Annotated in this window: 10 protein-coding genes; 6 read left to right on the top strand and 4 right to left on the bottom strand. The window is 54.3% G+C overall.

The window, feature by feature from the left end:
* Positions 1-152: 152 nt before the first annotated feature.
* Positions 153-1043 carry a transposase gene (locus KJS42_RS05485; protein ID WP_244868392.1) on the bottom strand — a complete coding sequence of 297 codons (891 nt, stop codon included), beginning with the start codon at positions 1041-1043 and terminating at the stop codon, positions 153-155.
* A gap of 304 nt (positions 1044-1347) precedes the next feature.
* Between KJS42_RS05485 and KJS42_RS05480 the strand changes: the two genes are divergently transcribed.
* From KJS42_RS05480 to KJS42_RS05465, 4 genes are all read left to right on the top strand, one after another.
* Complete coding sequence (locus KJS42_RS05480; protein ID WP_213622227.1) at positions 1348-3417, top strand: molybdopterin-containing oxidoreductase family protein; 2070 nt, start codon at positions 1348-1350, stop codon at positions 3415-3417.
* Between the two features lie 119 nt (positions 3418-3536).
* On the top strand, positions 3537-4760 hold the full coding sequence (locus KJS42_RS05475) for an MFS transporter (RefSeq protein WP_155607626.1): 1224 nt from the start codon (positions 3537-3539) through the stop codon (positions 4758-4760).
* A 48-nt stretch (positions 4761-4808) separates the two neighbouring features.
* Complete coding sequence (locus KJS42_RS05470) at positions 4809-5300, top strand: GNAT family N-acetyltransferase (RefSeq protein WP_213622226.1); 492 nt, start codon at positions 4809-4811, stop codon at positions 5298-5300.
* 97 nt (positions 5301-5397) lie between these two features.
* On the top strand, positions 5398-7149 hold the full coding sequence (locus KJS42_RS05465; RefSeq protein ID WP_213622225.1) for a glutamine--tRNA ligase/YqeY domain fusion protein: 1752 nt from the start codon (positions 5398-5400) through the stop codon (positions 7147-7149).
* A gap of 93 nt (positions 7150-7242) precedes the next feature.
* Here KJS42_RS05465 and KJS42_RS05460 read toward each other — a convergent pair whose 3' ends face one another.
* Together KJS42_RS05460 and KJS42_RS05455 are read right to left on the bottom strand one after the other, a co-directional pair.
* Positions 7243-8220 carry a LacI family DNA-binding transcriptional regulator gene (locus tag KJS42_RS05460; RefSeq protein WP_155607628.1) on the bottom strand — a complete coding sequence of 326 codons (978 nt, stop codon included), beginning with the start codon at positions 8218-8220 and terminating at the stop codon, positions 7243-7245.
* Between the two features lie 187 nt (positions 8221-8407).
* Entirely contained in the window at positions 8408-9625 is a 1218-nt protein-coding gene (locus KJS42_RS05455; RefSeq protein WP_213622224.1) for an MFS transporter, read from the bottom strand.
* Positions 9626-9757: 132 nt separating this feature from the next.
* Here KJS42_RS05455 and mobA point away from each other — a divergent pair, with 132 nt between their 5' ends.
* Positions 9758-10429, top strand: a complete 672-nt coding sequence (mobA, locus tag KJS42_RS05450) for a molybdenum cofactor guanylyltransferase (protein ID WP_213622223.1) — start codon at positions 9758-9760, stop codon at positions 10427-10429.
* Here mobA and moaA read toward each other — a convergent pair.
* Entirely contained in the window at positions 10426-11433 is a 1008-nt protein-coding gene (gene moaA, locus KJS42_RS05445) for a GTP 3',8-cyclase MoaA (RefSeq protein ID WP_213622222.1), read from the bottom strand. The two genes, mobA and moaA, sit on opposite strands and share 4 nt — an antisense overlap.
* A gap of 508 nt (positions 11434-11941) precedes the next feature.
* Here moaA and KJS42_RS05440 point away from each other — a divergent pair.
* Positions 11942-12637, top strand: coding sequence for a TorD/DmsD family molecular chaperone (locus tag KJS42_RS05440; RefSeq protein ID WP_213622221.1), 696 nt, complete (start codon positions 11942-11944; stop codon positions 12635-12637).
* Positions 12638-12837: the final 200 nt, after the last annotated feature.

Genomic DNA, 12837 nt, shown 5'->3' with positions numbered 1-12837 from the left:
GAAGCAGATCCATAGAGCAGCAATAGGTATAGAAACGAATAGGTAGAGCAGCAATAGTAAAGAAACAAGTAGATAGAACAGCGGACGGATAATGAAACTTATGGGTAAAGAAGTTCCGCGTCTAAACAACTCTCAAGGTTCAAGCGTCTCAATCAGGCCGCAATCGCAAAAGGGTGTTTTGGTTGACGTGCGATCAGTTGGCAATAAGAAATTGCAGGAGTCGCCACACACATAGCTAATAATTGCTGACGCATTGCCTTCGTTGAACCAGGCAATTGCAACCTGCGGCGTACGGTGTACTCATTTAGATAAGCCTGCAGATACTTTGGTCCCAAAGCTAAATATGTACTCGTCAGCGACCTCCAAGCGTCTCTCACTACTTTTCGCAAGGGAGAATACAGTTTATAGGCTAGAGGGAACGCATGAATTGTGGATGTTTCGACATCTACATGCTCGTTGATGAAAGCGGCGAGTTCATGACGGGTTGCCCTATTCCCAGTGCCCCGTTTATGTAGTAAAAGGTGAATTTTGATCTGGTCCAGATCTCCTGACTCCGTCACCGTACAACCAGTTACGACTGCCGTAGCAAACGGATTGGGATGCTGACAACGGGACGGATTGGTCCCATATTGATCGGAGTTGACCTTTACGTCTCCGCTCAACCGTTCACGGGCATCAAATTCGCTAACGGCATGGCGTATTTTGTGCAGCATCAACCAAGCGGTTTTGTAGGTGACCCGGATCTCCTGGTGCAGCCGCATTGCGGAGATACCATCAGGAAGCAGAAACAACTCTATCGCCTGGAACCACTTCAACAAGGGCAGATGCGTTCCCTCAAAAAGGGTCCCAACCAAAGGCGACGTTTGATGCCCACAGATGTCACATTCAAATAAAGGAATACGACGGGAGGTTAGGTGGCTGCACCCGGTATGAGCGCATCGAGGGCAGACAAAGCCAGTTGGCCACTTCGCAGCAACCAGCGCATCCATGCAATCTTGCTCACTCGTATAGTGTTTATTGAATAGGTGATGAATCATATCCATATTAACCTCCATATTCAAGCAACCACCCCAGTGAATGAGAATATATGTTCCCCTAATTCCATTATATGCCAAACGCATGTTCGGTGCAAGCTTAATTTTTGCGATAACACAGAATTATTGACTTTCAACCAGCTAACCCCAGGCTCTATCTGAACGAAAGGGATAATCATGAAAAGAGGCGTTCAGGGACTTCAGCATCTTCTATAGAGCCTACCCGCCCATCATACGAATGGAATTTCCCACCGGGGGTTTACGCCGGGGGCCGTTTTTCCTTACAATAGGCTACAGACAGGAGGGGTGGAACATGATCCATGAACCAAACGGGGTGTTTCCCGCGGTGTGCCCGCTGGATTGTCCCGATACGTGCAGCTTGCTGCTCCATAAAGAGAACGGAAAAATCGTTAAGGTGACCGGCAACCCCGATCACCCGATAACGCAAGGCGCGATCTGCAACAAGGTTCGCAATATGGCGGAACGGGTCTACCATCCCGAGCGGGTGCTGTACCCCTTGAAACGTGTCGGAGCTAAAGGTGAAGGGAAATTTGAACGCATCACCTGGGAGGAAGCGGTCCAGGAGATCGCTAAACGCTACAAGGGGCTGATCCTTGAGCACGGACCGGAGTCGATCCTGCCGTACAGTTTTTACGGTAACATGGGGATCCTGAGTGTCGACGGCATGGACCGGCGGTTCTTCAACCGTTTAGGCGCTACTCAGCTACAGCAAGGCATATGCAACTCCGCAGGCAACGCGGGGTGGAGATATACGATGGGGTTTGGCGGCGGGACGAGCCCGGAAGAGACGGTCAAGGCGAAGTTGATTATCGTGTGGGGCGGCAACCTCGTCAGCACGAACATGCACCAAATCACCCTGATCGAAAAAGCCCGCAAGCAAGGCGCGCAGCTTGTGGTGATCGACGTGCATCGGAACCGGACGGGACAGCGGGCGGACTGGTTTATTCCGCTCCATCCCGGCACGGACGGGGCATTGGCGCTTGGGATGATGCATGTGCTGTTCGAGCGTGACCTGGTAGATGACGCGTTCCTAGAACGCTACACGCATGGCCATGCCGAGCTGCGCGAGCATGTGAAGCAGTACACGCCGGAGCGTGTGGCGGCGATCACCGGCGTACCGGCGGAGAGCATTGTGAAGCTGGCCGTCCTGTACGGCGAAACTTCGCCTGCTTACATCCATATCGGCAATGGCCTGCAGCATCACGACAACGGCGGCATGACGGTTCGCACGATCAGCTGCCTGCCGGCGCTTACTGGGCAATGGCTCGTGCCGGGCGGCGGCGCCTTCAAGTCTAACGGCGCTTACGGCAAGATGAATGCGACTGCGCTGGAACGTCCCGACTTGCGACCGAATCCGGGCGCTCGCACGGTGAGCATGAACCAGTTGGGGGATGTGCTGCTGACGTTGGATCCGCCAATCCATGCGTTGTACGTCTATTGCTCTAACCCGGCGGTGGTGGCTCCGGATACAGGCAAGGTAGAGCAGGGCCTTCTGCGGGAAGATTTGTTCACCGTCGTGCACGATCTGTTTCTGACGGACACGACGAAATACGCCGATATCGTGCTGCCGGCGACATCCTCTTTTGAAAATACGGACTTATACAGCTCTTACTGGCATCATTATATTCAACTCCAGGAGCCGGTCATCGCGCCCAGGGGGGAAAGCAAAAGCAACGTTGAAACGTTCAAGCTGCTTGCGGAGGCGATGGGCTTCAAAGAAGAGGCATTCCGCGACACAGAAGAAGATATGATCCGGCAGGCGCTGGAGTTCCGGCATAATCCATATCTCGAAGGCGTCAAGTTGGAGAAGTTAAAGGAGCAACGGGCGGTGAAGTTGAACATGGAGCCGCAGCAAACCTGGCTTGATCATCTGCCGACGTCGTCGCGGAAGATTGAGCTATACTCTGCCACACTGGAGCGGGCCGGGCTGCCGCCATTGCCGACCTATGTACCGCTGGTGGAAGGTTATGACGGCGAGCGCCGTCCCGGCAAGGATACGCCGTATCCACTGATGTTCGTTTCGCCGCCAAACCACAGCTTCCTTAACTCGACGTTCGGCAATGTAGAGAAGCTGACGGCGCTGGAGAAAAGCCCGCTGCTGCAGATTCACCCCGAAGATGCGGCGGCGCGCGGAATTACGGACGGCGATGAAGTCACGGTGTGGAACGACCGTGGCAGCTACGACGTCAAGGCGTCCGTGACCGACAAAATGCTGCCGGGTACGGTCGTCAGCCAAGGGCTATGGTGGCAGCGGGAGGGGGGTGCGCGCACACGCGCTAATGCCTTAACTCCGGGCCGTTTGGCCGATATGGGCGGCGGGGCGGTATTTTTTTCCACCGTTGTTGATGTAAAGCGGCGATAGATGTACTTGCCTGGCCTACACTTTTAGGCGATACTATTGTAATCTGGTAGCAGGAGAGCCCTGTCGGCTCTCCTTTTTTGTACATACGCTGATGTCTTGCAGCAAAGGGGGAGAAAACAATGAGATGGCTGCAGTCCTATCCGCGGGAAGTAAAGGTGTTTCTGGTCGCTAGCTTGATTAGCTCGGCCGGCGGTTCGTTGATGTGGCCTTTGGTCACGATGTTTGTGTTCAAGGTGCTAGGTCGGACCGTGACGGATGCCGGTCTGGTCATTCTGGTTATGTCGGTTGGCGGGATCGCCGGTCAGTTGCTAGGCGGGGCCCTGTATCACCGACTAGGCGTGAAGCGACTCATCGTGGGTGGACTAGCTATGAACGCCTTGTTCCTGCTGCTGCTGCCTTACGGGAGCGGTAACTGGCATTTGTTCATGCTGCTGATGCTGCTCGTTGGTTTCTTCAACGCGACATCGATGCCGGCAATCCAGGCGTTTATTGGCTTTCGTTTCGCGGAGCGACGTGGAGAGCTGTTTAATGTCATCTATGTGGCAAATAATATTGGCGTGGCGTTGGGGACGGCGATCAGCGGGTTTTTGGCGCAGATTTCGTATGACCTCAGCTTTATTTTGAATGGAGTGACTTCGGCTGCATTTGCGTTGTTTTTCTGGTTTTATTTGAACAAGGTTCAAAAAAGCCAAGGCGAGCTGCACGTGCAGAAACGCAAGAAATCGGTGGATGGGCAAAGCGTCTGGTCGCTGCTGCGTATCTACCCCGTCTACCTGTTTATGGGCGTCGGATCGTTCTTTCTCTGGCTCGGGAATTGTATCTGGAATAACGGCGTATCGCCGTTTACGATCTCTCAAGGGATGCCGGAATGGAATTATAGCATTCTTTGGACTTTGAATGGATTGTTGATTTTTGTGGGGCAACCGTTTATTTTGTGGGTGAAACGCACGTTCGCCGGCTCTCCGCAAGCACAAATGACGGCCAGCGCGTTATTCTACATGCTCGGCTACGCAACGATATTGGGCTTCCATACGTATCCGAGCATGGTGGCTGCGATGGTGCTGACCACCTTCGGGGAGATGCTGATCTCGCCGGCCATTCCGTCGTTTATCTCCGATCGGACAGGGAAAGCAGCCCCCTTCTACCTCGGTTTGGTCGGCGGGATGGGTGCGGCGGGCCGGGTTGTCGGCCCTTATGCGATGGGCTTGCTGTTCGACTGGAACGGATTGGTTCCAGTTGCTTGGTTGGCGGTAGGCATTGCGGTGCTGTCGGTCGTCTCGTTCCTGGTACATGCCGCCATGAACCGGGATGACCGTCCGGAGCCATCCGGACTGACGACCTGACAACTAGCTAGAGCTTACGATCTTAAATTAGATGAAGGGATGGATACCATGAATCCTCGTGACATCCAGACGCGTCTCTCCGAAATGCGCGACGCGGCTGCTTTGATGGAAATCGACAACTTGGTTTGGGACCGTCAAAATACCCCCGCGGAAAAAATGGAGTGGGAGTCGCGGGAGAAATACCTGCAAAGCAGCCCGCCGGGTAACCAGATCGTGGCCGTTATCGGCGAAGAGATTGGCGGCTACATCGGCTTCAAACCGCCGACTCCGCTGCCGAGCAACGCCCATGTACTCGAGCTGAACATCGCCATTCACCCGGCGTACCAGCGGCAGGGCATCGGACGCGTGTTGATGGACGCCCTGGTGCAACTGGCGGCAGAACGGGGCGTTCGCAAGCTGTCGTTGCGCGTACTGGCGAGCAACCCCGGCGCCGTCGCCTTCTATGAAAGCTGCGGATTCGTGGAGCAGGGACGGTTGGTCGAAGAATTTTGGCTGGATGGCCAATATGTCGACGATATTTTCATGTGGCGAAAGGTTTAGCGGATGAAGTTCTAAGGCATTGAACTATTCGAAAGATATCGGTATATTTAGAAGAAGAAAAATCGGGGAAGAACTCGAATGGAAAGGTTGATTACCCGTGGAGAACAACTTTACCCCTCCCAATTTCATTAAAAACATCATTTCGGAAGATTTAAAATCCGGCAAGGTAGATACCGTCATCACGCGGTTTCCTCCGGAACCGAACGGCTATCTACATATCGGGCATGCCAAAGCGATCTGGATCAACTTCGCGCTGGCGGACGAGTTTGGCGGACGCACCAACCTGCGATTCGACGACACTAACCCGGTGAAAGAAGACGTAGAGTATGTCAATTCGATCAAGGAAGACGTCAAATGGCTGGGCTTCGATTGGGAAGAACTGCATTTTGCGTCGGATTATTTTGAGGAGATGTACAAACGCGCGGTGCTGCTGATCAAAAAGGGCAAAGCCTACGTGGATGATCTCAGCGCCGACCAAATCCGCGAGCTGCGCGGGACGCTGACCGAGCCGGGTAAAAACAGCCCATACCGCGACCGCTCTATCGAGGAGAACCTCGACCTGTTCGAACGGATGCGCGCCGGCGAATTCAAGGACGGGGAAAAGGTGCTGCGCGCCAAAATCGACATGGCATCGCCGAACATCAATCTGCGAGACCCGGTCATCTACCGCATCGTACATGCGTCTCATCATAACACCGGCGATAAATGGTGCATTTATCCGATGTACACATTTGCCCATCCACTGGAAGACGCCATCGAGGGCGTGACCCACTCCTTGTGCTCCACTGAGTTCGAGGATCAACGCCCGTTCTACGACTGGACGATTGCGGAAACCGAAATGCCGAACGTTTCCCATCAATACGAATTCGGACGGCTGAATTTAACGCAGACGGTGACCAGTAAGCGGAAGCTGAAAAAGCTCGTTGACGAAGGCATCGTTGACGGTTGGGACGACCCTCGTATGCCGACGATTTCCGGGCTGCGCCGCCGCGGGTATACGCCGGAAGCGATCAAGGCGTTCATTTTTGAAACGGGGATTTCCAAGAACTTCGGTAACATCGATCCGAAAATGCTGGAGCATTTCATTCGCGAGGACTTGAAGATGAAAGCTCCACGCACGATGGCCGTGCTGGACCCGCTGAAGGTGGTCATCACCAATTATCCGGAAGGGCGAGTCGAATGGCTTGAGGCGGAAAATAACAGCGAAAACCCGGACATGGGCAGCCGCCAAATTCCGTTCTCGCGTGAAATTTACATCGAGCGTGATGATTTTATGGAAAATCCGCCAAGTAAGTATTTCCGCTTGTTCCCGGGGAACGAAGTCCGTCTTAAAAATGCCTACTTCGTGAAATGCAATGAGGTGATCAAGGATTCGGACGGCAACGTTGTGGAGATCCACTGCACGTATGATCCGGAAACGAAGAGCGGCACCGGCTTTACCGGCCGTAAGGTCAAGGGCACGATCCATTGGGTGGAAGCGACTCAGGCGGTGCCTGCCGAATTCCGGTTGTACGAGCCGCTGATTCTGGAAGAGGAAGCAGAGGAAACGGCAAACGTGGCGCTGGAAGAAACGGTTGAGGGTCTGGTAGACGATGCCCCTACGGAAGCAGGGGATGCAGTTGTTGAGACCGCTGAGGAGAAAACGTTCCTCGATCTCATCAATCCGAACTCGCTGACGATTGCTCACGGCTTCGTGGAGCCGAACATGAAGGATGCGAAGCCGCAGGATAAATTCCAATTTTTCCGGCATGGGTATTTTAACGTTGATACGAAATACGCTAAGCCCGGACACCCGGTGTTTAACTTGATCGTTTCGTTGAAAAGCTCGTTCCAGCTGCCGAAAGCGTAAGTCGGCATTGACAGCCCTAACGGCAGTGCCCGCGTGCGTGCCTGTGTAACCTAAAAGGAGCCTTGCAGCTATCTGCAGGCTCCTTTCTTTGATTTATACCGAGCTGCGCTCAATAAACCGGAAGCCAAGCTCTTCGGAGACGGGCTTGCCCCCGCCGGAGGTGATTTGCGTATGAACGATGGAAAAAGCGCGCTCCCCGATCTCCGACAACCGATTATCGATCGTCGTAATCTCGAGCAAGCCGGAGATCGGTTGGTTATCAAAACCGATGACGGCGAAATCGTCTGGCACTTCCAGCCCGCGCAAGCGTGCGGTGAGGATGAAGCCGGCGGCAACCTGGTCGCCGGTAATGAGCAGGGCGTCCGGACGCTCCTCCATCGCGAGCAGCCGGTCCACCAAGGCGGCGCCGTCTTCCCAATCGATGCAGCCGTCCAGCACCCAGTCCTCCCGGGCCTGACCGCCCAAGGCCGTGAGCGTGTCGGTATAGGCCTGCAGGCGGCTGCGGCTGCTAGGGCTGTTGCGGCGGCTGATCGTAAACGCGATGCGGCGCCGCCCCTGCTCCCACAAATAGCGGATCGCGGTTTGAAAGCTAGCGTAATGATCGATATACACCGAGGAGAGGTTGCGGCCGCTCACACGCTCGCATAACGCGATCGGACCGTAGTTGGCATACGTCTCGATCTCGCTGAGCGAAAGCGCCCGTGAACAGATGATCAACCCGTCCATCTGCTTGTTGCGTAGCATCTCCAGTACCTTCCGTTCCTCATTCGGACGGTAGTCGGTCTGGCAAAGCATCAGCTGATAGTTGCATTTCAGGGCTTGTTGGGCCATCCCCTCCATGATCCGGGCAAAGTAGTAATGGTTGATGTTCGGCAGGATCACGCCGATGGTTTGCGTAATGCCTTTGATCAAATGTACAGCGTTCATATTCCGTGAATAGTTAAGCCGGCGAACGGCATCCTCGACCGCCGCCCGTTTGTCCGCGCTGACGTAGGGATGTCCGTTCAGAACGCGGGATACGGTGGTGACCGATACACCGGCGGCTTCAGCGATCTGTTTGATGTTCGGCAAGGCAAACCGCTCCTTCCCCGAGAGAGGTAAATAAATATCTTGCTATGGAATGCATTTCATATTTTACACTGGAGATGCAGCAAAGAAAACAATGCCCTCAACCGGCGTTACCTCGTAAGCGAACGAGGGCGTTACGGTATCAGGCATTGTTTTCTTTCGTTTTACGGAGCGGAGAAGCCGTCCCTCCTTAATGCTCATCGCGTCCGATCTTCGGCGAATATCCGTGATGTCGGACTTGGTACCAGATCGCGGCGAATCCAAGCGCTCCGATCAGCGTTAATGCGACGCCAGAGCGGTACATGACGACCGAACCGAAATTCTGAAACAGCCAGCCGCCCCAGAACCCCGCAATCACGCCGGCAAGGCCGCTGGCGGCAAATGCATACACTGCTTGTCCTGCCGATCGCAGCGGGCGTGGCAGCAAAAGGGTGATCAACTTGGTGCCGACGTAGAAGAATCCGCCAAACGTCACGGAGTGCAGCAGTTGAATCAACAGGATTTGGATCGGATGCGTCGCCTCGGACATCAGATCCCAGCGGACGGCGAACAGCAAGCTGACGATGGTGATACAAGCGAGCAAATAAGACAATTTGCGCTTCAAGAAACGATCCAGCAGGATAAACGCCAACAATTCAAAAACCGTCGACAAGAACACGGCGCCGCCGACCGCAAGCTTCGACCCGCCGAGATCCGTCATGAATAGCGGCATGAAAATACTGTTCATCGCGTTCGGAATCGCCACCAGCATGCTGAACACGACAAAAGCGAGCAGGTACTTGTTCTGCAGCGCCCGCCGAATTTCTTGGCCACTAAGCCAAGGTGTCTGAGACGTTTGCCGAATGGAGGGAAGCAGCAGCGTAGCGCCGATCGCCAGCATCAAGGTGACACTAAACAGCAGGGAGATCCCGTGATGGCCAATAGAGTCGATGATCGGTCCGGCGGCCAGCGCGATAAAGGTCCACCCGAGCGAGCCCCAAATGCGATAGATTCCGAATTGGTTTTCGGTCCCCGCGGTATATCCGAGGATCAGGGTATTGCTTTGAGAGAGCAGCGGGCTTAGGAAGAAATATAATAGAATCATCGTTAAATACAGCATCGTAAAAGTGTTGACCTTAAACATCAGGTGGCCCATGATGAGCAAGCCCAGCATCATGGTCAACAGAACAGCGCGAGGATTCTGCCTCTGATCGCCCAGATACCTCCAGAACGGGTGAGCCAGCAGCGAGATTAACGGTCCGATTGCCATGAGGCTTCCGATTTCGAGCTTGTCCATGCCGATGTCCTGCAAATATAATTGAAAAAAGGCAGCAAAAATGACCATGGTTCCGTAAATGAAAAAGTTAAGCAGCCCTAGCGGCAACAACGAAAAGGACGAATGTCGTCTTTTGTCCTGCAAACGCGCCATTCCTTTCTGTCCGGGTCCAAGTGGTCACAACAGGAAGCTTGTGACTATGCTCCCAATGTAACACACAGGTGAAAGGGGATACAAACCAAGTTTTTTTGGATTTACCATAATTTATGCATCGGGGGAAAATGGATGAACACGACTGCGATCATTTTAGCCGGAGGACGATCAAGCCGCATGGGCAGCGATAAGGCGCTTATTGAACTTGGCGGGTTGACGGTGCTGGAACGTCTGATCCGAGAGCTGGAGCCGGTAGCTTCGCGAATCGTGATTGCGGCAGGCAACGAGGCGGCCTATGGTCGGTTCGGCAAAGAAGTCGTGACCGACGATTATCCGGGGGCCGGGCCACTGGCCGGGCTGCATGCGGGGCTGGAGAGCTCAGCCTCACTCTGGAACCTCGTGGTGGCTTGTGATACGCCGTTTGCGAACCGCGGCTTGTTCCGCGCCTTGCTGGAACGCGCGGAGGCGGCGGAGGCCCTGGCTAGTGGCCGGGCAGGTTCATCGGAGGCCGCCTCGGCAAGCCTTGCTGTGACGGAGGCGATCCTCGCCCGCACGGAGGGGCGGGCGCATCCGCTGCTGGCGGCCTACCGGCGTAGCGTGCTTCCGGGTCTGGAAGCACAGCTTCGCGCAGGCCGCCTCAAAATGACGGCTTGGACGGAAACGCTGCACACCGAATACATCGAAGGGGAGGCCCTCGCGTCAGCGACGGGCCTCCCCCTGGAGTGGTGCGCGTTTAATATGAACAAGCCGGAAGATTACGAGCAGGCCCGTATCCGGCTGGAAACGGGCCTGCTGCCGGACTAACCGCCGATCTGTGACATCCGGCGGGTCGTCGGGGTGTGGCTCTGCTGTTTATGCTCCAGCGCCAACGCCATTTCATGGTTTTTCGGCTTAGCGCCCAACGCCTTCAGGAACAAGGAGCGGATGCCATCGCGGTCGCCAGCCGTCGCAAATGGGCGAACGTGGAGCTCATCCGACCAATACAAGCAGGCTTTGATATGTCCGTCGGCAGTCAAGCGTAGCCGGTTACAGTTGTCGCAGAAATGCTCGCTGACCGGATGAATTAACCCGAACGTACCGGCCGCGCCAGCGATCCGGCGGCTTTCCGCCGGCCCGTTGCCGCGAGGGCCTTCGACCGCCTCCACCTCCCAGCCCGATTCCCGGCACACGTCTTCCACGGCCGTCAGGGGCAAGTAGGTTTGGCGCCAGGTCTCGCTGGCACTGCCGATCGGCATGTATTCAATAAAGCGCACATGCAGCGGTCGGTCAATGGTTAGCGCGAGAAAATCACGGATCTCGTCCTCATTGACTCCTTTCATTAGGACCACGTTCAGCTTGATTGGCTCGAAGCCAACCTCGACGGCGGCCTGGATTCCTTCCAGCACCTTTTCCACCTCACCGCCGCGAGTAATCATGGCAAAACGGTCCTGTCGCAGCGAATCCAAGCTGATGTTCACCCGCTTCAATCCCGCTTGCTTCAGCAGCTCCGCTTTTTTGGCCAGGAACATCCCGTTCGTAGTCAATGCAATATCTTCAATGCCCGGAATGGCCGAGAGCATAGCGACAAGTTGTTCCAAATCCTTACGCACCAGCGGTTCTCCGCCGGTTAGCCGAATCTTACGGAGGCCCATCGGAGCAAGAGCCGATACCGTCTCGGCAATTTCTTCGTAGCTCATGATTTCTTCATGCGGTTGAAAAACCATTCCCTCGGCAGGCATGCAGTAGACGCAGCGCAAATTACAACGGTCGGTGACCGAAATGCGCAGGTAATCGTGCTTTCGCCCAAAAGGGTCAAGCAGTTGCTCCATGTGTACGCCTCCTTTCTTTCCTAAGTGCTTCAAATTTTATATATATTCAACCAGGTAGTCAATGCGTTGACACACACTGTTCAAGTATATTCTGTGGCGGACGATGATACAATGAAAGTAGAGTAAAGTGTAAAAAAGATCACATAAAAGCGCTTACATTGTAAGGTATAATTCATGTAAGCGATACGTGATCCCCCTTAATCATGTGTCGGTATATGCATTCGAGATGATTTCCGACAACTTTTAAGGAAGTCATCTTTTTTTTTTGGTCTATAGGATCGGAAGCTTACTTTTGAACAACCGCTTTAATTAAGGTTCGAAAAGTCAGGTTATGAGCACCGAGAAGGTTGGATGAAGCTAGGGAGTGAGTAGCGGAGCGTAGCTGGAGGCTACGTGAGCAACGGAAGGACCGGCTGAATTCAAGATTCGACGTCGATTCTACTTCTTCGTAATAACCTCGTGATCGGAAGCTGACTTTTGAACAACCTATACAGGGAGATGAATTCAGATGGCTATGCTGTTCAAACCTTTGGTCTACACACAGGAGCAGGTTCAGTGGCTTGAAACTCGGGGGATGGTTTATCAGTTGTTGATGGACTTTCTGAGTCGTCCGCCGCGGATGTCTTTGATTGCTCAGTGGCGTCGCAAGGTGGAACAGAACCCGAAGGCGGCAGTTAGCCAGGGCGGACAGAGGCTCAAGGCCTATCTGGAGAGCATCCCCGAAGAGGATTTTCGCAGCGTTTGCCATCAAGAAGCGAGGGAATTCGAGCGCTTGTTTACGGGCCGTGAGGCGGTGATCCCATCATGCGAGAGCTTGTTTCGAAGTCGCCTAGAAGGGTCAAGTGCTTTGGCTTGCAGCGCCGAAGTCCGCAAGGTGTACATGGAGAACGCGGTTGTGTTCAATAAATTGAACGGGGAACGCGACGATCATATCGCGCTGGAGCTGGAATTTATGGCGGTGCTGGCCGAAGGAATGCTGGGCAAAGCCAATCTGCAGCAAAGCTGCCTGGCGCTGGCGGACGCACAAATCCACTTCCTGGAAACGCATTTGCTGAAGTGGGCACAGCCGTTTGCCAAAGAAGTGCTGAAAGCCACGAATAGCCTGCTCTTTACCGGACTGGCCGAAATGATGGATGAATTCCTGGTTAACGATCTTCAGCAGCTTCGCGCTTGGCGGGAAAGCCAGTCGCCGGCGATGGGATAGAAGGAATAAGGCAACGCAAAAGGACCTCAACTTCCGCAGCAATGCGGGGTTGAGGTCCTTTTTTTGATAGCCGGTATGATCTCTAACGCGGACCACGGGGCTTATATGAGCCAATCTCCCCGTGTTGCGATTCTAACGCTTGGGACAGAGCTTATTATCCAATTAAGCGGCCCAAATCGGCTGTTTTGACCAGAATAGAG

Origin of the sequence: Paenibacillus sp. J53TS2, from assembly GCF_018403305.1 — a bacterium.
GTDB classification, from domain to species: Bacteria; Bacillota; Bacilli; order Paenibacillales; family Paenibacillaceae; genus Fontibacillus; species Fontibacillus rhizolycopersici.
Note: the sequence above shows the minus strand (reverse complement) of the source record. Positions and strands in the feature narration are given on the sequence as shown.